Here is a 20476-nt window from a genome sequence, read left to right on the forward strand (position 1 = left end):
CACCATGTCCGAGTCCACAAAGAGGGACCGCTCGAACGGCATGAACAGGTGCAGCTGGTGCTTGAATCCGATGATCGAGCGGTTCCCCTCCGGCAGCTCGCCAATGTGGTCGAACAGCGTATCCAGCCCGTAGTGTTGAAGGACCTCGACATGATCCGGCGGGCAATACAGCGCAACCGGCCGACTCGTGTCGTGTCGTCGCAGGGTCAATACGGAGGCGACCGCATCGCGAACGTATCGGTCCGGTCCATACGTGTGGTAAACGTATCCTTCTTCGAACGTGGACATCTGAATCTTCAACTAGGGCAGCTGACTAGAAGGAAACCACACGTACGCACCGCCCCTGCCGAGGTTCTCCCCCGGCTCGGGACTAGATCGTGGTCTCTCAGCCTGTAGCACTCATTTTATCCAGCTTCTTCTGCAAGCTAGCCAACAAGGCGTCGAACCCGCGTTTACGCACATACGTCTGGAACGAGCGGGCATATCCTTCCGTCGTGCTCACACCGTCCAGGATGATGTCGTCGACACGCCATTCGTCGTTGCGGAAGCCCAACGCGTACGCCACCTGCATGGGCTTTTCTTTATAGAGGGTCGAGGTTTCAACGTGGGCGCTGTCGCTGTCGATCGATATCTTCCCGACGGTCATTTTTAATCGGTAAATCGAGAGATCGGCGAGCGATTGGCCTTTGACAATTTCGCTAAAAACATTGACAAATTCCGTGCGCTGCTCGGGCGTCAGCGGGTCCCACTGAGGACCAAGCGCTGTCCGTGCCATACGCTCGAAGTCGATCTGGCCGTTGATGAGCTGCTTGAGATCGTCGCTCTCGGCCTCCGTCAATTCGGCTTTGTCGCCAAGCATGGCTTTGATCTCGCGATCCCGATCGAGGAGCAATTTACGGACGACATCTTCCTGCGCGAACGCCCTCAGCGGCGAGGCGATGAGCAGAAAAAAAGCAAGGGCAGTGTATAGGATGGTAGACATTGTATTGAGCGATAGGGCTGGTGAGGGTTTCTGATGCGGGGAAACGGGCGATTCTCGTCGATTTCCCGCTGGATACCCTCATTTAGTCAACGAGTGTGCCACCATCCGCCTGCGTGAGGAGCATGCCGGCCGCGTGGAGCAGGCGGAGCACCGCGACATTGTATCGCTGCACGGTCTCGTAATACTGAGCCTCGATCTGTAATTCGGCTTGAACGGCCTTGACGAGGTTTTCCGTGTCGCCAAGGTCGAGGTCGAAGCTCACCAACTCCGCCTGCAGCCAGTTTTTGGCGATGCTCAGACTTTGCGTCTGCGCATCGAGCGCGGCGCGGGCGATCACTAGATTGCGGTAGGCTTCTTCTACCTGGAACAACACGAGTTGCTCCAACCCTTCCTGCTGGTAACGAACCTGATTCCGTTCGGCCTCGGCCTGTTCGACGCGCGCGTGAGTCTGGAAAACGTTTAGATTCTGGCGCAGCCCCAGGCCGGCCCGCACGGATCGCCCCCGGAAGGGGTCGCCCACATACGGCGTCGGCTGGCGGAAACGGCCCTCTGCGCCCGAGAGGTTGGTCGATAGGCCGGCGAAGAGCTTGGGATAATAGTGCGACCTCGCCACGCCCACCAGCGCCTCGCGGGCCGCCAGCCCGGCGCGGGCCTTCGCCATTTCGGGTCGGTGCGCAAACGCCTGATCGAAGTACACCGCCAGTTCTTCCGGTGCGTAATCGATGGGATCGAGCACGGTGGTGTCGGGCAGGACGACGGTGCCATCGGGGAGGAATAGCTGCCGTTTAAGCGCCGTGCGGGCGGTCTCCCGTCGCTGAGTGACTTCCACCACTCGCCGCATGAACTCCTGCTCGGTGAGCTCTACCTGGAAGAGATCCGCGTCATCAACATCCTCGGCCCCTTCGTCCAGCAGCCGGCGGATCTCGCGCTTCGCCTGTTCGACGATAGCACCGGCGCGATCCGTGAGTCGGTATAATTCATCCGTCAGCAGCAGACTGTAATAGAGCTCGCCCGTCCGCAATGCCACCTCCGAGCGGCGGATGTCCACCGATGCCTCTTCGACGGCGATACCGTGACGCGCCGCGTTGATGTTGCCGCTCAACTCGCCCCAGGTGTACAGGGGCTGGAGGACTTCGGCTTGGATCTGGTAGTAGGGGCTCAGATTGCTCCAGTCGTTCCGAACATCCGGGTTGAGGTATAACGCGTCGGTAGGGGTGTCGCCGATGCCTTTGAGGCCGGGCGCGAGAGAATGGCCGGTCGTCAGGCGGAAGTCGGTCAGGAATCGACTGGCCCGCGCCAGATCGTAGCGGGCTTCGGCAAAATCGCGCTGGGAAGCCACGTCTCCAATCTCCGGGCTGGCTGCCAGGGCGCGAAGGATAGCTTCGGTGACTGATACGCTGAGCGTGTCTCCGGCCGGCTGCCGCGCCCCAGCGCCGGCGGGCGTCATCGCCAGGAAGACGGCGACGGCCAGCGAGCAAATCAGGGGGCGAAGAACACGATTCAGCATAACAGGGAGCAAAAAGATGAACGGTGGCCGTAGCTGTAACCTGAGCCATGGACCGGGGCCTGCCCGTCACAAACGATACGCCCGACCTCTACACTACACGGCCACAGGGTCGATTATGGCACGGCGGCTCAGGATCGGAGCCGCCTCCGATGGGTTCAAGGTAACGCGCGGGTAAACAAAAAGACCATCTGGCCCATCGCTATGTCATCCAGTCATCGTCCACAACGACTCGGGGAAGTGCTCGGCGCTTTGATCGAAAGGCTCGGGATCGAGCATAAGCTGGACGATGCGCGCATTGTCGATGCCTGGCGCGAAATCGCCGGCGCGCCCATAGATGCCGTAACAGGCCGGGTCTGGGTAAATAAAGGGATTCTGTACGTCACCGTCACATCCGCCCCGTGGCGGCAAGAGCTCTTTCTGCATCGAAATGCATGGCGGCGGCGGCTTAACGACCGGCTCGGCACCGCACTCGTCCAAGAGATCGTCTTCCGATAACGTTAACCGTTGAATCAGGCCTCGGCGTATTTCTTGAAGACAACCGACGTATTGTGCCCTCCAAAGCCGAAGGCATTGCTGACGGCGTACTGAACGGTGCGGCGGTGCGGCGTATTAAACGTGTAGTTGAGCCGGCAGGACTCGTCCTTCTCCTTGAAGTTGATGGTGGGGGGAATGATATCGTATTTCGTGGCCAGGATGGAGGCGATGGCCTCGACGGCGCCGGCGGCGCCGAGGAGGTGCCCCGTCATGCTCTTTGTGGAGGAGACGTTCAGGCGGTAGGCATGTTCTCCGAAGACCTGTTCGATGGCTTTCGACTCGGCGACGTCGCCCAACGGGGTGGAGGTGCCATGCATGTTGATATAATCAACGTCCGTCGGCTTGATGCCGGCGTCGCGGAGGGCCATGAGCATCGCGAGCCGCGCGCCGTTGCCCTCGGGGTCCGGCGCCGTCAGATGGTACGCATCGCCCGAAAGCCCGATGCCGACGATCTCGGCATAGATACGCGCGCCGCGTTGGAGAGCGAAGTCCAGTTCCTCGAGGTACAGGGCGCCAGCGCCCTCGCCGAGCACGAACCCGTCGCGCGTGGCGTCGAACGGGCGGCTGGCGGTTTCCGGCGTGTCGTTGCGGGTCGAGAGCGCCTTCAGGGCGCAGAAGCCCCCGATGCCCAGCGGATTCACGGCGGCCTCGCTGCCGCCGCACACGGCGGCGTGGATCAGGCCTCGCTGAATCATCACGAAGGCGTCGCCGATGTTGTTGTTGCCGGTGGCGCAGGCGGAGACGATGGCGTAGTTCGGGCCCCGGAAACCGTGCTTCATCGAGATATGCCCCGCCGCGATATCCGGGATAAGCATCGGGATGAAGAACGGGGAGATCCGGTTGGGCCCTTGTGTCAGGTAGATTTCCGTCTGCTCCTGGAACGTCTGCAGGCCGCCGATGCCGCTGCCGAAGATGACGGCCGTGCCGTCGCGATCATCGGTAGATAACGCCGCCGAGTCGATGCCGGCGTCCTTGATGGCCTGGTCGGCCGCGACGATCGCCAACTGGGTGAACCGGTCGGCCCGGCGCGTTGCTTTTTTGTCCATGAACGCCAGGACGTCGAAGCCCTTGAGTTCACAGGCAAAACGGGTAGGATAGTCGGAAGCGTCAAACGCGGTGATCGGGCCGGCGCCGCTCTTCCCCTCCATCATGCCCTGCCAGAATGTCTCGACATCGAGACCGATCGGCGTGAGGGCGCCCATGCCAGTGATGACGACCCTGCGCATTTCGTTTATCATAACACACCCGTCGGGTTCTGGTCCATGCCGACAAAAATGCCCGGCGCGCTGCTCTTCGGGTGGGAGCGGCGCGCCGGGCCAGGATACCAATTCAGCTCGTTTTTTCTTTCAGATAGGCAACGGCATGGCCCACCGTGGAGATCTTCTCGGCGTCTTCGTCGGGAATTGTCACGTCAAACTCCTTCTCGAACTCCATGATGAGCTCAACGGTGTCGAGTGAGTCGGCGCCCAGGTCGTTGATGAAGTTGGACTCGATGGTGATGTTGTCTTCCTCGACGCCAAGTTTGTCGGCAACGATGGCGAAGACTTTAGATTGGATCTCGGACATAACAGGCGTTCTTGCTGATGGTATGGTGGGTGTGTGCCGGGTCGCATTCGCGAGCGCGCCAAATTAAACCAGGGCGCCGGTAGAAGCAATGCTGGGGCAAACAGCCGTGCAAACAGGCGGCTTTAATCACCTGCGACGAACGTTTGTTTCGCCCCGGGCCAGGGCCCCTCACGCGCACATATTCATCATAGCCATCCGTCGGAGATGCTGGAGCGCCGAACGGAGGTAGGTGGTTGTCTGGTAGACGCGGCTCAGTCGGAAGGCCCCTTCCAACGTACAAACGATGTGCGAGGCAAACGCAGGAGGCTCGATCGTGCGCACGAAGTCGCCCAGCAACTGGCCGCGGCGGAGGACGTGTTCGATGGCGAGCTGAACACCCATCAGCTCCCGACGCGCCTGGGCTTTGATGTCCGGATCGATGCCCTCTTCGCTGAGAGCGTTAAACAATGCGCACCCGCCTTTAAACGGGGGATGGGAAAAAAGATACTCGAAGCCGTCAAAGATGGCCGCAAGTTGGTCGGGCGCGCTGGCGTGCGCCGCGATCACCCGGTGGAGATGGGCGACGGACTGGCCGGCGGCGTACGCAAAGGCGGCCTTCGCAAACTGCTGGGGATTTTCAAACGCCCAGCTCCGCTCGGTCTCGGTGTCCACACACGCACGCCACACATCAGTAAAATACCGATCGCTGTAGCCAATGTGGTTAAATAGCTGTGCCGCCTCCTGAAGTACCGGCTTTTTGATGACGCCTTCTGTACGCATACGATATAATTCTACTCAGCCTATACCCCTCAGGGAAAAGCCGAAACCGTTCGCAATGTTCTGTGTCCCAGTAGCCCTCAACACGAATCCTCGACACGGAAAGCACCAAAGAAAAGCGCTTCCATGGCGATTGTCAACTGCCTGTGGGCCGGCGAGGCGTAATTCATAGTTCGCCGTTGATCACCGTCTTCTAGCCATATGTATGCCGTTTTGGTTCCACGCCGGCACGCGCTTTTTCCAGCACGTGTGCCTCTCTCGCCCGTACTGCTTTGGGTGGCTTATGCGGCGTCGAATTCGTATTCCCGATCGAATCATTGTTCCCGCTGTGTCGTGCAATGTCGCCATCGCCTGGTTGCCGCCGAGCGCAACGATCGAGCCTCGCTCTTTTTTTACCTTCACGATTTTTAACTCCCCCTCTTTAACTCCAAGTTTCAGTTAAGCATGGCTTATCTCTTTACATCCGAATCCGTATCCGAAGGGCATCCGGATAAAGTTGCCGATCAGATCTCCGACGCCATTCTTGATGCGTTGCTCGAGCAAGATTCCCGCAGCCGCGTCGCCGTGGAAACCCTGGTCACGACCGGGCTCGTCATGTTATCCGGAGAAGTGACCACCAGCGCGTATATCGATGTGCAGCAGATTGCGCGGGACGTGATTCGGGAAATCGGGTATGTCGACCCCCGGCTTCGCTTCGACGCGGAATCCTGCGCGGTGCTGAGCAGTATCCACGAGCAGAGCCCGGACATCAGCCAGGGGGTCACCGAAGGCGCCGGCCTGTATGCCGAGCAGGGCGCGGGCGACCAGGGCATGATGTTTGGTTACGCCTCTTGTGAGACGGAGGAACTGATGCCGATGACGCTCGTCTTCTCCCACGGCCTGGTCCGCGAACTGGCGAACATTCGTAAGCACACGAACCTGATGCCGTACCTTCGCCCGGATGCCAAGAGCCAGGTCACGATCGAGTACGAGGATGACCGCCGCACCCCGCGCCGAGTCCATACCGTGGTGGTCTCAACACAGCACGATGAGGAGGTTTCACAGAAGCGGATCTACGAAGATGTGCGCGAAATCCTGCTACCTCGTGTTATCTCGGCGGATTTGATCGATAAAGATCTCATCCTGCACGTCAACCCGACGGGGCGCTTCGTCATCGGCGGCCCCCACGGTGACACGGGGCTTACGGGCCGCAAGATCATCGTCGATACCTATGGCGGTCGTGGCGCCCATGGTGGTGGTGCGTTTAGCGGCAAAGACCCTTCGAAGGTCGACCGCTCGGCCGCTTATGCGGCGCGGCACGTGGCCAAAAACCTGGTCGCCGCCGGCCTGGCCGAGGAAGTCCTCGTCCAGATCGCCTACGCCATCGGCGTGGCCTCTCCCGTGTCGATCGACGTCAGCACCTATGGCACGGGAGTTGTTGACGACAAGCAGCTGGTGCAACTCGTCCGCGAGACGTTCGATCTGCGCCCGACCTCCATCATTCGTCAGCTAGACCTGCTTAGGCCGAAATATCGTCAGACGGCGGCGTACGGTCACTTCGGTCGCTCAGAATTCTCATGGGAAGCGTTGGATCGCGTCGATACCCTGAAGCGCGGAGCCGCGCAGTTGGCTTGAGTCTGTTCGGGCGCCAAAACCGCTTGCGACGGGGTGGGCCCGGGAAGCTGGCCGCGCTGGTGCTGCTCGTGGCGCTCGCGACGGCGCCCGGTGCGCATGCCCAGGTCCGCCCGGGCCGTGCCCGGATGGCGGAAAGGCTATCCACGCCGGCCGCCGAACGCTTCGCACTCGCCGACACGCTCACACGGTTTCGCACACGAACCGTCCCGGGCGGGCGCCTTGACCTCGACTCCGGTGTGCTGCGCGCCGCCTACCGGATCCCGGCGGACGGGTCGCTCCTGGACGGTACCGCGGAAGCATCCGCCCGTCGCTACCTGGCCAGGGAAGCGGGGGCTTTTGGACTCGATCCGTCGTTGCAGGACCTGGTGGTGATCGGTCGGGTGGTAGGCGAACGGAGCAGTCATCTCACCTTTCAGCAGGTGTATCGCGGCATCCCGGTCTACAATCGCACGGTGCGCGTCAATCTCGATGCGCGTGGCGCACCCACCCAGGTGCTCAGCGGCTATGCGCCGGCGCTCGCGCCGCCGTCGGGCATCGCCCCCGCGCCGATCCTCTCGCCCGAGGATGTCGTCGCGCTGGCCCGAGGGTTCTTGCGCGGCGACATGGCCCGCCATACGCCGCCCGGCCCGGTCATCCTCCCGGATCCCTTCCGGCTCGCGTGGCGGCTCGTGGCCTGGGGCGCCGTCAGTCATGCGGAATGGGAGATTCTGGTGGACGACGCCACCGGCGAGCCCATCCAGATCCGTGACCTCAGCACCCACGCTCATGCCTATCCCGCCGGCGATTCGCCATCGTTCCTATCAAGGCGGGCGCCCTCGAACCCTCTTCCCTCGATTGCCCGTGTGCCCGGCCAGGGATATGTGTTCGACCCGGATCCCCTCACGACCTCCGGCGCCGCGTATGCCCTGCCGTTCGTCGATGCAGATGATGAGGACGTACCCGAGATCAACAACCAGCGCGTACTGGTCGACCTACCCGACATCAGTCTGGGCGGCGATGGGCTCTACCGGCTGGATGGACCGCACGTCCGTATCGTCGGCGAAAGCCCCGCCGGCAACCTCGTCTACGATCCTCCCGCCGAAGCTCAACCGGATGGCTTCCGATACGGGCGCGCCGATGACGCCTTCGAGGCGGTGAACGTCTACTACCATGTCGATAAAAGCCAGCGCCACGTCAAGTCGCTCGACATTGGCCGCTCGATCCAGGATCGCGCGATATCGATCAACCCCCACGGCCTGGGCAATGAGGACAACTCACGCTTCTATCCTACCCTGAATTACATCGCGTTTGGGGCCGGCGGCGTCGACGATGCGGAGGATGCGTTTGTCATCTGGCATGAATACGGACATGCGCTTCTCCAGGAAAGCGCTCCCGGGCTGTTGGACGGTACCGAGGGGCGCGCCTTACATGAGGGCTGGGCGGATTATTGGGCCGCGTCGTACGCCCGCTCGTTGGCCGAACAAGGGATTGCCCCGCGAAACGACTGGCAGCGGTTCTTCAAGTGGGACAGCGGAGACGGCGCGATCTGGGCCGGCAGGCAACTTGCCTTCCAGGGCGTGTACCCGACCGCCACGGACTGTGACGACCGCCCGTTTGCCTGCGACATCTACTCGGACGGCATGTTGTGGGCCGTTGCGCAGATGTCGGTATACGACGTCCTTGGGCGTACGATTACCGATCGACTGAACCTGGCCTCCCACGCCTATCTGATGCACCCGGTCACCTTTCGCGATGCGGACGAGGCGATCGTCCAGGCGGATATCGATCTGTACGGCGGCGAACATGTCAACCTGTTGTTCGAACTGTTCGATCAACGCGGGCTCATCGAACACCAGAACTTCAGTCCGCTGGTGATCCATACGCCCATCACCTGGGTTGAGCAACTGGGTGGAACCGTCATCTTCGAAGTCTCTGCCGTGGGGATATCCGCTGAGATCGACCAGGTGACGATCCAATATGGATTCGGCAGCACGCTTACCGAGCAACTCACCCTCGCTCCGGTGGGCGACGATCGCTACGTCGGCGCGGTCGACATGCCGGCCGAGTCCGGGACGGTCATTTACGCCGTGGAGGTGCGCGACAAAACGGGCCTCATGAGCCGGCTGCCGTCAATCGCGGAGGAAACGCGGTACGCCTTTACCCTCGGACCGGACACCGAGCCGCCCACGATCGCTCACGAGCCGATCGGTCTCGTCGCGCTGGCCGACTGGCCGCCGGCGGTTTCTGCGCAGTCGACCGATAATCTGGGGGTCGATTCGCTTACGGTCGAGTTTCAGATCGTCGATCCCCTGGGCCGGGTGATAGCCGACTCTTCGTTTGGCCTGGTCGCCGGCGAGGATGACTATTCGGCAGCGTTTCCGGTATCCGTCGCCTCGATGTCGCCGGCCAGCGTGGTCACTTACCGGCTCCTTGCCCACGATCAGGCGCTGGTCCCCAACACGAGCACGCTACCGGCCGATGGCCTCTTCTCCTTCTCGATAGTCTCTGAAGGCGGGGTGTTACGGTATTACGACTTTGAGGCGGCGGTGGAGGGGGTCGAAGCGGATGGATCCTGGCAGATGGATACACCTACGTACGGGACACATTTTGCGCATTCAGGCGACCAGCTCTGGGGCACCAACCCGCGGGGCCCTTATGGGGAAGCGGCCGGCCGGTCGTCCCTCCAACTGCCGTCCCTGAGGGTCAGTACGGCGGGCGATACCTATCTGGTGTTCTGGCATTATGTCGATACGGAACACGACGGCACCGCCGGCCCCGGGCGGGCTACGCTGGCCACCCTCTGGGATGGCGGTAACGTCAAGGCATCGACGGATAACGGCGTATCGTGGGTCATACTCCAGCCCGTGGGCGGCTATGACGGCACGATTGCCACGGGTCGAAATAATCCAATGGGGGGAGAGCCCGGATTTGGCGGGTTCAGTTATGGCTGGCAGCGCGCGTTATTCGCCCTCCCTATCGCGGAAGAGGTGTCGATCCGGTTCGACTTCGGCGTCGATGATGGTAATGAGCAGCAGGCTCGTGCATTCGCCGGCTGGTATATCGACGACATCACGGTTCTCGGGGAGCCTCCTACGGATACCGCCCCGCCACAGGCCGGCGTCCTGCCGGCGGCCGTCCAGTCGCCAGGCCCGGGTCAGCCCTTGCCCGATCTATACGTGGAGGCCACGGACGACGTGGGCGTTCGGTCGGTTGAGGTCCTTTACACGGCCTACACTGCGGCCGGAGCCAGTGAAGGAAGTGTGCGGCTGGTGATGAGCGAGCAGAACCCGCTGGTGTTTCAGGCACCCTTTGTAGTTGCCGAGGCCGCTTCGATGGTGGTGGGCGACAGCCTCGTGTATCGAGTGCGCGTGACGGATTTCGACGGAAAAACGGCACTCTATCCGGCGCTGGGTCAACGGGCGTTCAGGGTCGAATACCGCCTGCAGGAGGCCATTGACCTGGCCGTGGATGCGGTGGCCACCGGGGTATGGCGCCGAGAGGGGACGGACTGGGTGGTGGAGAGCAACGATGCGGCGCCAGTGCTCTCCAGCCTTGTGTTCGCCAGGCAAGACCTGCCGTCGAATGTCGATCAACTATCGCTGCTCTTCCTGTACCGCGTATCCTTTTTGATGGACGAGAGCCGGGGGATGAACGTGAAGGTTTCGGAGGATGGGGGCGCCACGTGGGACCTGCTCGAACCGGTGGGCGGGTATGGTGAGTCGTTAACCGAAGGGCCCCTCGCCGGCGAGCCAGTGTTTCGGGGTGGGGCGGAAGGTCTGCAGCAAGCGACATTCGATTTGATGGATCGTCGTGGCCGGCAACTGATCGTGCGGCTTGATGCCGCCGCGGGGGTGTTCGACGAGACGGAAGTCTGGCAGCTGAGCGCGGCTACCCTGCGTTATGCTACGCTGGATCCTGTTAATGGGGGATTTGAGATTCCACGCGAACTGGCATTACACGCCAACTACCCGGATCCATTTGCCGCCTCGACCACGATCGGCTATACGATCCCCGACGACGTCCGTGTTGGGCTTGCCGTGTATGACATGCTCGGGCGCCTGCGCGCACGCCTGGTCGACGCCAACCAGTCCGCGGGTACCTATACACATTTGTTTGATGCTGGCGAACTCGCCAGCGGCGTGTATCTTCTCCGCCTCGATACGCCGATGGGTAGCCGGGTGGAGCGGATGGTCGTGGCCCGGTGAGGATGGGTCTGCGATCGGAGGCGCTTTAATTTATTTTTCGAGGCCGCGCAACCTCACTTGCACGGCTACTGTTTACACCGCGATTTAGGAGCGTCCTCGTGGCAATTACGCGGCCGGCCGCTCATTGGCATAAAAACTACCCTCGAAAGGAAGATCATGGACTACAAACAAGGAGCCTATAAAGTACGCGACCTGAGCCTCGCCGATGCCGGCCGCATGCGCATCGAGTGGGCCGAGAGCCGCATGCCCGTGCTGATGCGGCTGCGTGATAAGTATGCCGCCGCCAAGCCCTTCAAAGGATACAAGATCACGGGCTGCCTGCACGTGACGAAGGAAACGGCGGTGCTGATCGAAACGCTCGCCGCCTGTGGCGCGGAAGTGGCGTGGAGCGGCTGCAATCCACTCAGTACCAACGACGAAGTTGCGGCGGCCCTCGCGAAATCCGGCATTGAGATTTATGCCTGGCATGGCATGAACACGGAAGAATTCTACTGGTGCATCGATCGGACGATCGACAAAACCCCGCACCTCACGCTGGACGACGGCGCCGACCTTATCTTCACCGTCCACAACCGGTTCCCGGAGAAAGCCGACACCATCATCGGCGGCAGTGAGGAGACCACGACCGGCGTCCACCGCCTCCGTGCGATGGCGGCTGACGGCAAGATGTTGTATCCCGTGTATGCCGTGAACGACGCCGAGACGAAGTGGGACTTTGACAACGTCTACGGGACGGGTCAGAGCACCCTCGACGGGGTGTTGCGGGCAACGAGTGTGTTGATCGCCGGCAAGAATGTCGTCGTCGCCGGCTACGGCCACTGCGGCCGCGGCGTGGCGATGCGCGCGAAAGGCCTGGGCGCCAACGTGATTGTCACCGAGGTGAAGCCCACGGCGGCGCTGAAGGCGATCCTGGAGGGCAACAGTGTGATGACGATGGAGGACGCGGCGAAGGTAGGGGACATCTTCATCACGGCGACGGGCATGAGCGACGTGGTGCGAGGTCGGCATTTCGCGAAGATGAAAGACGGCGCCATCGTGTGTAACACGGGGCATTACGATTTCGAACTCAATCTGAAGGAGCTGGCCGAGTTGTCGAAAGATACCCGCGTCATTCGCGCCAACAACCGGGAGTACACGCTGGAAAATGGCCGGCGCGTCTACGTGCTCGCCGACGGCCGTCTGGTGAACCTCGCGGCGGCGGAAGGGCATCCGTCGGAGGTGATGGACATGAGCTTCGCCAATCAGTTCATGGCGCACCTGACGCTCGTTCAGGCCCATGAGCGGGGCGATGCGTTGCAGCCGATCGTGTACGACCTGCCGCAGGAATTGGACCAGGAGATCGCCAGCGTCAAGCTGGAGACGATGGGTCTTTCGATCGATTCACTGACCGAGGAGCAGGTAGCCTACGCGACAGACTACGCCGCCGGCACCTGATCGATCTTTGGGATCAAGCTCGATAAAAAAGCCGCGGCGGGCAATCCGTCGCGGCTTTTGTGTAGCTGGTGGTTGCGTTAATCTGGCTGTTCCCCGGATTCCCAGGTCAGGATATCCTGCTCTGATTTCTCTTTTGTTGCCCACGTGCTGGCATCGGGCATGGGGTCGCTCTTGGAGGTGACATTGTGGCCCTGGCTCTGCCACTGGTTGGCCAGATAGCTATTCCATTCGGAGTAGTGCTTGAGGTGCTCCGGTAGCTCGTCATCGGCATAGATGGCCTCGACCGGGCAGACCGGGACGCAGGCATTGCAGTCGATGCATTCGTCGGGGTGGATCACCAGGAAATTGGGCCCTTCATAAAAACAATCGACCGGGCAGACCTCGACGCAGTCGGTGTGTTTGCAGTTGATACAGGCCTCGGTTACAACGTAAGGCATAAGAGCATCCTCCCTGGTAGGACGGTTTGGGTAAGTGCGGAACGATTAACAGGTGCCTTCAACGGGCGGTCGGAAAATACATCCGGCACGGAGGGAAACCAAGTCGAGCCCCGGTTTTGTCATCCGGTGGAGGCGTCACTCGAACAGTTCGCCTGTGCGGAGCGGTGGAATGCGGTTGAAGTGGGCGTAGGCACGAGGCGTGGCGACACGTCCGCGGGGGGTGCGTTCGATAAAGCCTTCCAGAATCAGATAGGGTTCGTACACCTCCTCGATGGTGCCCGGCTCTTCGCCGGCGGAAACGGCGAGGTTGGAAAGACCGGTCGGCCCGCCGGAAAATTTTTCTATCAGGGTGAGCAAAATGCGCTTATCCATTTCGTCCAACCCCTCGGTGTCGACGTCCAGAGCGTTCAACGCGTGGTCTGCCAGGGCGCGCGTGATGCGGCCGTCTCCCTGGACCTGCGCGAAGTCCCGCGTGCGTCGGAGGAGACGGTTGGCGATGCGCGGGGTGCCGCGACTGCGGCGCGCGATCTCGTAGGCGCCGGACGCATCGATCTCAAGATTCAGGATCTGGGCGGAGCGGACGACAATCCGCTGGAGCAGTTCGGCGTCGTAGTAGTCGTAGCGGAAGTCGATGCCGAATCGCGCGCGGAGGGGCGCCGTCAGCAGGCCTTTTCGGGTAGTGGCGCCGACGAGTGTAAAGGAGGGCAGGGCGATCTGGACGCTCCGCGCGTTGGGGCCGGCGTCGATCACGATGTCGATCTTGTAGTCTTCCATCGCCGAATACAGGTACTCCTCGACGATCGGGCTGAGGCGGTGGATCTCGTCGATGAAGAGGACGTCGCCCTCTTCCAGGTTGGTGAGGATGCCGGCGATGCTAGCTGGCTTGTCGAGTACGGGGCCGCTGGTCGACTTGAGGCCGGCGCCCATTTCGGAGGCGATGATATGAGCGAGTGTCGTTTTTCCAAGTCCGGGCGGGCCCGAGAGTAGAACGTGGTCAAGCGTTTCGCTGCGTTGCAGGGCCGCCGTCATGAAGATCTGCAGGTTGTCCTTGATCTTCTGCTGCCCGATGAAGTCGCCCAACCGATTGGGCCGGAGCGCGCGCTCGAAATCCTCTTCGCGAGGGTCGGTGGCGGTACGGTGGGAGATCATACGTGTTGTCTAAAAGAGCGCCGTTTAGGAAGGCCAGAGCGCGACCACTAACGCCCGCGTTTGTCCCAAGATAGGGATTTCCTTTTATTGATTCCGGTGACTGCGACCCGCTGTCCGATGACGCCCTGAAAAGATATTTTCATGAAACCGTGTCGGCCATTGACAAGCGATCCTTATAACCTTATCTTTTGGCATTATGTTTGCTGTAGGTAGCGTATTAGTGTCGGACAACGTGCTCGATGCCCCGTTCACCTGCAACCTCGGAGCGTGCCTGGGCGGGTGCTGTGTTGTCGGAACATCCGGCGCCCCACTAGAGCCGGACGAGCGAGCGGAGTTGGAGCGGGCACTGCCCCGGGTTCGCAAGTATTTGCGGCCCGAAGCCCTCGAGATCATCGACGAGCATGGCCCCTGGGAAGAGCTAGAAGCAGGTCGGTACGCCACACAGTGTGTGGATAGTGCCGAGTGTGTATTCGTCATCTTCGAGGGCCCGATCGCGAAGTGCAGCCTTCAAAAGGCGTACCATGCCGGCCGCATCGACTTCGAAAAGCCCGTGTCGTGCCACCTCTACCCGATCCGCATTCAGCGGTATGGCGACTACGAGGCCCTGAATTACGAGCAAATCAGCCTTTGCACCCCGGCTGTCCATCATGGGCAGCGGCTTGGCATGCAGCTAATAGACTTCCTACGCGAACCGCTTGTGCGCAAGTATGGCGAAGAATGGTATAAGCAGTTCCGTGAGGCATGCATCGAGCGTCGAAAGACGCTGGGCTTGCATCGGGACTCGAACAGTTGACCTTGGGAGACCACGATGCTAAACCTTCATCAAAGACAATCGCTTCAGCAGAAGCTTTCGCCGCAGCAGATTCAGTACATCAAGTTGCTGCAACTGCCGACGCTGGCGCTTGAACAGCGGATCAAGGCCGAACTCGAGTCCAATCCGTTGCTTGAGGAAGGCGACGACGAAGAAATCAAGGAAGAAACGGAGCCGCAGCAGGAAGGCGCCGACGATTCCATCGAGCAGATCGAACTCCAGAAAGAAGATCAGATCAACAAGGAGGACGACTACGACTGGGACGAATTCCTGAACAGTGCGGAGGATCTCTATGGCTACAAGGCGCAGGTCGATCACAGCGAAGAGGAAGACGATCGCGAATTCCCGCTGCCGGCGCGGGTTTCCATGGCCGAACACCTTCTTGATCAGTTGCCCTTCCTGAATCTTAATGAAACCGAGTTGCTCATCGCGGAACAGATCATCGGTTCGATCGATGAGGACGGCTACTTGAGACGGCCGCTGGAATCGATCATCGACGACATCATGTTCAACCAGGGCCTCATGCTTTCGGATGAGGATGTCGAACAGGTGCTCCAGCGCGTCCAGCGGCTTGACCCCGTCGGCATCGCCGCCCGCGACCTGCGCGAGTGCCTCCTCGTTCAGCTCGACAACCTTCCCGATGACCTTCGCGGCCGCGAAGTGGCCGTCGCGATGCTCGAAAAAGCGTATAAGGCGTTCACCATGAAGCATTTCGATGCGATCATGAAACGCCTTGACGCCTCGTCGGAAGAACTGAAAGAGGCGTTCGATCTCATCCAGCGCCTCAACCCCAAGCCCGGAGAAGGGGAGTTCACGGCGGCGCAGAACTACATCACGCCGGATTTCTCCGTCGTGTTCGTCGAGGGCGAATTTTACATCAATCTGAACGGCGGCAATACGCCGGAATTACGCATCTCTCGCCAGTATCGGCAGATGCTCCATCAGATCTCCGCCGAGAAAAAGAACCCCGAACGCAAAAACGGGAGTTCGTTCGACTCGGAAACCAAGCAGTTCCTGCGCGGCAAACTCGAGTCCGCCCGCTGGTTCATCAACTCGATCAACCAGCGCCGGCAGACAATGATGAAGGTCATGCGCGCCATCGTCGAAATCCAGGAGGACTTCTTCAAGTTCGGCGAGGGCTTCCTGCGGCCGATGATCCTCAAAGACGTTGCCGAACGCATCAGCATGGACATCTCCACAGTCAGCCGCGTCGTCAACGGGAAATATGTCCAGACCGAATTCGGCGTCTACGAACTGAAATATTTCTTCTCCGAAGGCCTCTCCACCGACAGTGGCGAGGAGATCTCCAACAAGGAAGTAAAAGCGATTATCGAAACGATCATCGGCGGCGAAGAAAAGCGAAAGCCGCTGTCGGACCAGAAGATCGCCCAGATGCTGGAAGATAAAGGCTTTCAGATTGCCCGACGCACCGTCACCAAATACCGCGAGCAGCTCGGCATTCCCGTGGCGCGTCTCCGGAAGGAAATTGTACTCTCCTGAATACACGGCTGGCAACTTCTGTTCACTACCCTCGTGCTCCCGTCTTTCCGCGGCCGGCTTGCTTCCGCCCTGGCTCATCTCGCTCCCGACCGATTGGGTCTTTTTTTCGATCCAGGTGCGATAGTATCGACCTGGCCCGTTCTTTGCTTAAGTATTGTGTAATTATTCGACCGACAGTCCCCCGAAGACCTAGTGAGGCTCACGTATGACCACGCATCCGCGGCAACACGCCGCTCCTCAGCACACTCTCCGCCAACACTCCGCGCTGCCCCGGCTCTTTGCGTTATATGTTACTGGTAAAATCGCCGAGACGTCCTGGACCGACATGATGAACGCGATCGACGAAGGCGTTGAGACGCCCGAAGAACGCGAAGGACTCGCCAAGTATTTCGCGGACGCCTGTGCTGAAACTGGCGCCGAGGCGATGAAAGTGCCGGCCCTACATGAAATTCAGGCGCTCCTTGGCGCCATGCGCGCTAACTGAACCACCCCATTTTTCCCAGGAAACGGAATCTGGCGGTATTCGTGGCTGGTGCCGCCGGGTTTTCCTGATAAAACGACTGCTCCCCGTAAGGCGCAGTCTTTTTTATGGCGTTTGGCCAGGGTTCAGCCCGGCCGTTTAGCGTAGGGTCGCCAGATAACTGACGACATCGCGCAGTTCGCGCCGGCTCATCATGAGACCCATCGCAGGCATGGCGGACGCGCCGGTTTCGCGCGTCTGAATACGGGCCGTGGGAACTTCATGCACCGTACCGTCGGCGTCGATAAGCCGAACCGTAGCCTCGTCTTCTTCCCGTACCGTCCCGCGCACCACGCGGCCGTCATCCAGCGTCAATGCGACCAACCCGTAGCCGGGAGCGATCCGGTTGCCTGGAGCGACCAGCGCTTCGAGTATCTGTTCGCGTTGGAGGGTCGACGCGATCCGGGACAGGTCCGGCCCGATGTCGCCACCCTGCCCCTCAATCGCGTGGCATCGCATGCACTGTGCGGCTTCGTGGCGCTGCACGACCCGCTGGCCTTGTGTGGCGTCGCCGCCCAGGAGGGCGTCCTCAAAAGCGATCCGCGGCTCAGCCGAAGCGCGGCTTGCGTAGTATCCGGCTACAAGAGCACCGAGGGTGTCCGCGCCGTGTGATTCGGCCGCCTCAAGGAGATCGAGTTTGAGTTCCGGCCGCCAATCACCGCTTTTGAGCCGGGCGAAGAGTCTCAGCAGCACATCGCGCGCATGGTCGGATGGAACGAGTCCGAGCGCACGTAGGGCGGCCTGTTGTTCGGGGATCGGAGCCCTGTCCAGCACGGCGTATAACATTTCCGCCACACTGGCGCCGGGGAGCGATGCGCCCGGTATGAGGCCGAGCGCGGTCATGCGAACGGTCTCGGCTCGGTCGGAGAGGGCGCGTTGGATGGCGTTCGCGAGGCCGTCATCGCCGAGCGCGTTGAGGGCCTGGAGGGCGGCGATTCGGAGTTCCGGTGCGGGTGCACCGCGCAGCCGTTCATGGAGCGCCGGCAAGGCGGATTCGTCTTGAAGCCGGCTCACGGCCTCGGCGGTAGCGATCGCCACGGCAACAGGGCCCTGTTGTAGCAACGGGGACGAAATCGACGCCAGCGCCTCGCGAGCCGGCGCCGCATCCCGTGGCGCCGGACCGTGATAGAGGCCATCGACACGATCCACGACCGAGGGTGTTGCCCAAACACCGAGTGCGGCGAGTGCCTCAACGCGAAGCGCCTCGGGGGCGTCCGGGCGGTTGGCAAAGGCCGCGAGACGGGCGGTGGCCTCGGGTCCGCCTACGCGACTGTTGGCGTTGATGATGCGCCGGAGCAGCGGTTCTTCGGTGAATCGCGATTCGTCGAGCAGGGCGGCGAGTGCCGGCAGCGCGGCCTCGATACCGCCGTCGTCGTTGATGGCGCGCGCGGCCTCGGTGACGATGTATAAATCGGCGTCGTCCAGGAAGGTCGCCACGCCATCGTGGCGCAGTCGGCGCAGGGCGACAACGGCGGCGATGCGAAGCGCGCGGGACGGGTGATCACGCAGCGCCACCAGCGGTGCAGCTTCGCCGATGCGGGCCAGGGCGATCACGCCGGCGTGCCGGAGGTGGGCATCTACGTCGTTATTGGCTTCGAGCATCGCCAGCAGGCCTGGAACGGCGGCCGTATCGGCCAGCCGGCCGAGCGCCTCCGCCGCATACAGCTGAACGCGGGGTGAGGCGTCCGCGAGCAGCGGGCGAAGCGCTTCGGCGGCGGCGGCGTGGCGGACATCTCCGAGCGTTTTCGCGGCCTGGGCGCGGATCTCGGCCTCGTCATCCCCAAGCAACGAAACGAGCGCATCGGCATACGCGGCGTTCGCGCGCGCCATCTGCCCGATCCCCCAGATGCCGTGGACGCGGCTCTGGAGCGCGTCGGCGTCGTTTGCGGCGATGCGTAGCGTCTCAAAGCCGGCGTTGCCAGCGGCGGCGAGAGCGAACTGCGCTTCGAGGCGGACACGCATGTCCGCGTGCCCGAGGAGGCCGGCGAGGCGCTCCTCGTCCATTTCCTCGAAATCCTCCAGGAGCAACTGCCGGGTTTCGTCGCGGAGCGGATGCGGGGAGTTGGTATCGATCTTCCAGATCCGGCCGGCGTCTTTGGGGCCCCATCCGTCGATCCAGTCGGCGGCATACAGGGCGCCGTCCGGGCCGAAGTCGAGCCCCGACGTGAGGATGCCTCGCGAGACCTCCGTGTCCTGGTCGAGTTCGAACGACGCGCCACGCGGGTTGAGGGAAAAGGCAAAGATGCGGGAACGCGCCGGCGAACCGGTGAACTCGGCCACGAAGAACCGGTCCTTCCAGGCCTCGCCGAGGCCCGTACCCGGGTTGTAGACCATGCCGGCCGGCCCACTGTGGTAGGCCGCGAGCGGCGGGAGGATGTAGGCCGCCTGGCCCTCGAAGCGGGGCTTGTAGAGCGACTCATCCATCCAGACCTTGTAAGCGTTGTTGTCCGGGTCGATGTATTTGCCGAACTGCCAGTTAGTGCGCCATCCGCTATCCGACCCCTCGATGAGGTGGACGAGCCGCTCGTGCTCGCCGGGGTGGTCGCCGTCGTTGTCGACCGTGATGAGGTTGCCGAAGGCGTCGAAGACAAACTCGTGGGTATTACGGAGGCCGGCGGCGAAGACCTCGAAGCCGCTGCCGTCGGGCTCCGAGCGGAGGATGGCGCCCTGGTTGGGATAGGCCCAGGCCTTTCCATCGGGCCCGGTCACATTCAGGCCGATGTCGCCGATGGACCAGTAGATGCGGCCGTCGGGGCCGACGGTCAGTCCGGACATGCCGTGAGCGCCGAAGCCGATGTGGACGGCGTAGCCGTGGCTGATGGAGGTCATCTCATCGGCCTGGCCATCGCCGGAGGTGTCTGTCAATCGCCACAGATCCGGCGCGACACCCAGGTAGACATCGTCGCGGAAGGGCATGACGGCGCCAGCGAGGTCGGAGATTTCGGTGTTGAAGCCGGCCACGTACCGCTGGGACCGGTCCGCCACGCCATCACCGGAGGTATCTTCGATCCGGTAGATTTCCTCCTGCTCGACGGTGAGGTCGCGCCAGTCGTGGGAGCCATCGCCATTCAGGTCGGGGAACCAGCTGTTCTCGGCGCTCCGTTCGGGTGCGAGCTCACGATGCAGGAAGGTGCGCCGGTCTTCCGGGGATTGCCAGCTGATTGACTCGATCATCCATTCGCGATAGCCACGGATGTCGAATTCAGAGTGTTCTATCCGGTGGGTACGGGTGATGTAGGCGCCACCGCGGTTGTCGAAGGCGAGCGCGATCGGGTCCGCCATGAGCCGTTCGGAAGCCCAGAGGGAGAGGGAGAGCCCGTCGGCGAGCTGGACGCTGGCGGTGGCGAGGATGGAGTCCGCCTCGAGTTTCGCCGCGTCGGGGTCGAGGGTTGTTATCTGGAGGGGGACGGCCGGCTCGGACGAACAGGCAGCGAGTAGGAGCGACGCCAGCAGGGCGCCCGGCAGGAAGTGACGCATCGGAG

At 61.8% G+C, this 20476-nt stretch carries 16 protein-coding genes; 7 read left to right on the top strand and 9 right to left on the bottom strand.

The genetic code is table 11. From position 1 onward, the window contains the following. From SH809_16610 to SH809_16620, 3 genes are all read right to left on the bottom strand, one after another. The coding region (locus tag SH809_16610) for a hypothetical protein (GenBank protein ID MDZ4701336.1) at positions 1-288 on the bottom strand (288 nt) is incomplete at its 3' end. Positions 289-385: 97 nt separating this feature from the next. Continuing rightward, positions 386-982 (bottom strand): ABC transporter substrate-binding protein, encoded by a 597-nt coding sequence (locus SH809_16615; GenBank protein MDZ4701337.1) that lies wholly within the window; start codon positions 980-982, stop codon positions 386-388. A gap of 82 nt (positions 983-1064) precedes the next feature. Further along, the gene (locus tag SH809_16620) at positions 1065-2489 is read right to left on the bottom strand and encodes a TolC family protein (GenBank protein MDZ4701338.1); all 1425 of its coding nucleotides are present in this window, start codon (positions 2487-2489) and stop codon (positions 1065-1067) included. 201 nt (positions 2490-2690) lie between these two features. Here SH809_16620 and SH809_16625 point away from each other — a divergent pair, with 201 nt between their 5' ends. Beyond that, on the top strand, positions 2691-2984 hold the full coding sequence (locus tag SH809_16625) for a DUF721 domain-containing protein (GenBank protein MDZ4701339.1): 294 nt from the start codon (positions 2691-2693) through the stop codon (positions 2982-2984). Between the two features lie 14 nt (positions 2985-2998). Here the strand turns inward: SH809_16625 and fabF are convergent, their stop codons facing one another. The 3 genes from fabF to SH809_16640 all read right to left on the bottom strand — a co-directional run bounded on the left by fabF (position 2999) and on the right by SH809_16640 (position 5348). Then, positions 2999-4261, bottom strand: a complete 1263-nt coding sequence (fabF, locus tag SH809_16630) for a beta-ketoacyl-ACP synthase II (protein MDZ4701340.1) — start codon at positions 4259-4261, stop codon at positions 2999-3001. A 91-nt stretch (positions 4262-4352) separates the two neighbouring features. Continuing rightward, positions 4353-4589 (bottom strand): acyl carrier protein, encoded by a 237-nt coding sequence (locus SH809_16635; GenBank protein ID MDZ4701341.1) that lies wholly within the window; start codon positions 4587-4589, stop codon positions 4353-4355. A gap of 168 nt (positions 4590-4757) precedes the next feature. Then, complete coding sequence (locus tag SH809_16640) at positions 4758-5348, bottom strand: hypothetical protein (GenBank protein MDZ4701342.1); 591 nt, start codon at positions 5346-5348, stop codon at positions 4758-4760. A gap of 441 nt (positions 5349-5789) precedes the next feature. Here SH809_16640 and metK point away from each other — a divergent pair, with 441 nt between their 5' ends. From metK to SH809_16655, 3 genes are all read left to right on the top strand, one after another. Continuing rightward, positions 5790-6959, top strand: a complete 1170-nt coding sequence (gene metK / locus SH809_16645; GenBank protein MDZ4701343.1) for a methionine adenosyltransferase — start codon at positions 5790-5792, stop codon at positions 6957-6959. A gap of 23 nt (positions 6960-6982) precedes the next feature. After that, positions 6983-11143 (top strand): T9SS type A sorting domain-containing protein, encoded by a 4161-nt coding sequence (locus SH809_16650; GenBank protein MDZ4701344.1) that lies wholly within the window; start codon positions 6983-6985, stop codon positions 11141-11143. A gap of 156 nt (positions 11144-11299) precedes the next feature. Beyond that, positions 11300-12577 carry an adenosylhomocysteinase gene (locus SH809_16655; protein MDZ4701345.1) on the top strand — a complete coding sequence of 426 codons (1278 nt, stop codon included), beginning with the start codon at positions 11300-11302 and terminating at the stop codon, positions 12575-12577. A 77-nt stretch (positions 12578-12654) separates the two neighbouring features. On the opposite strand, the gene fdxA is transcribed toward SH809_16655, so the two are convergent. Both fdxA and ruvB read right to left on the bottom strand, forming a co-directional pair. After that, a complete protein-coding gene (gene fdxA, locus SH809_16660; protein ID MDZ4701346.1) occupies positions 12655-13014 on the bottom strand; it encodes a ferredoxin FdxA in 360 nt (119 codons plus the stop codon). 135 nt (positions 13015-13149) lie between these two features. Beyond that, entirely contained in the window at positions 13150-14163 is a 1014-nt protein-coding gene (gene ruvB / locus SH809_16665) for a Holliday junction branch migration DNA helicase RuvB (protein ID MDZ4701347.1), read from the bottom strand. Positions 14164-14359: 196 nt separating this feature from the next. On the opposite strand from ruvB, the gene SH809_16670 reads away from it, so the two are divergent. The 3 genes from SH809_16670 (at position 14360) to SH809_16680 (ending at position 16958) form a co-directional block, all read left to right on the top strand. Beyond that, complete coding sequence (locus tag SH809_16670) at positions 14360-14956, top strand: DUF3109 family protein (GenBank protein ID MDZ4701348.1); 597 nt, start codon at positions 14360-14362, stop codon at positions 14954-14956. 15 nt (positions 14957-14971) lie between these two features. Beyond that, positions 14972-16474: an RNA polymerase factor sigma-54 gene (gene rpoN / locus SH809_16675; GenBank protein ID MDZ4701349.1), complete on the top strand. Its 1503-nt coding sequence runs from the start codon at positions 14972-14974 to the stop codon at positions 16472-16474. A 205-nt stretch (positions 16475-16679) separates the two neighbouring features. Further along, a complete protein-coding gene (locus tag SH809_16680) occupies positions 16680-16958 on the top strand; it encodes a hypothetical protein (protein ID MDZ4701350.1) in 279 nt (92 codons plus the stop codon). A gap of 135 nt (positions 16959-17093) precedes the next feature. Here SH809_16680 and SH809_16685 read toward each other — a convergent pair whose 3' ends face one another. Further along, positions 17094-20471: a HEAT repeat domain-containing protein gene (locus SH809_16685; GenBank protein ID MDZ4701351.1), complete on the bottom strand. Its 3378-nt coding sequence runs from the start codon at positions 20469-20471 to the stop codon at positions 17094-17096. Positions 20472-20476 lie beyond the last annotated feature (5 nt).

The sequence above is a fragment of the Rhodothermales bacterium genome, from assembly GCA_034439735.1.
Taxonomy (GTDB): Bacteria; Bacteroidota; Rhodothermia; order Rhodothermales; family JAHQVL01; genus JAWKNW01.

Coding starts and splice junctions, on each gene's coding strand:
- SH809_16615 (MDZ4701337.1), bottom strand. CDS start 982: ATGTCTACCATCCTATACACTGCCCTTGCTTTTTTTCTGCTCATCGCC.
- SH809_16620 (MDZ4701338.1), bottom strand. CDS start 2,489: ATGCTGAATCGTGTTCTTCGCCCCCTGATTTGCTCGCTGGCCGTCGCC.
- SH809_16625 (MDZ4701339.1), top strand. CDS start 2,691: ATGTCATCCAGTCATCGTCCACAACGACTCGGGGAAGTGCTCGGCGCT.
- fabF (MDZ4701340.1), bottom strand. CDS start 4,261: ATGATAAACGAAATGCGCAGGGTCGTCATCACTGGCATGGGCGCCCTC.
- SH809_16635 (MDZ4701341.1), bottom strand. CDS start 4,589: ATGTCCGAGATCCAATCTAAAGTCTTCGCCATCGTTGCCGACAAACTT.
- SH809_16640 (MDZ4701342.1), bottom strand. CDS start 5,348: ATGCGTACAGAAGGCGTCATCAAAAAGCCGGTACTTCAGGAGGCGGCA.
- metK (MDZ4701343.1), top strand. CDS start 5,790: ATGGCTTATCTCTTTACATCCGAATCCGTATCCGAAGGGCATCCGGAT.
- SH809_16655 (MDZ4701345.1), top strand. CDS start 11,300: ATGGACTACAAACAAGGAGCCTATAAAGTACGCGACCTGAGCCTCGCC.
- fdxA (MDZ4701346.1), bottom strand. CDS start 13,014: ATGCCTTACGTTGTAACCGAGGCCTGTATCAACTGCAAACACACCGAC.
- ruvB (MDZ4701347.1), bottom strand. CDS start 14,163: ATGATCTCCCACCGTACCGCCACCGACCCTCGCGAAGAGGATTTCGAG.
- SH809_16670 (MDZ4701348.1), top strand. CDS start 14,360: ATGTTTGCTGTAGGTAGCGTATTAGTGTCGGACAACGTGCTCGATGCC.
- rpoN (MDZ4701349.1), top strand. CDS start 14,972: ATGCTAAACCTTCATCAAAGACAATCGCTTCAGCAGAAGCTTTCGCCG.
- SH809_16680 (MDZ4701350.1), top strand. CDS start 16,680: ATGACCACGCATCCGCGGCAACACGCCGCTCCTCAGCACACTCTCCGC.
- SH809_16685 (MDZ4701351.1), bottom strand. CDS start 20,471: ATGCGTCACTTCCTGCCGGGCGCCCTGCTGGCGTCGCTCCTACTCGCT.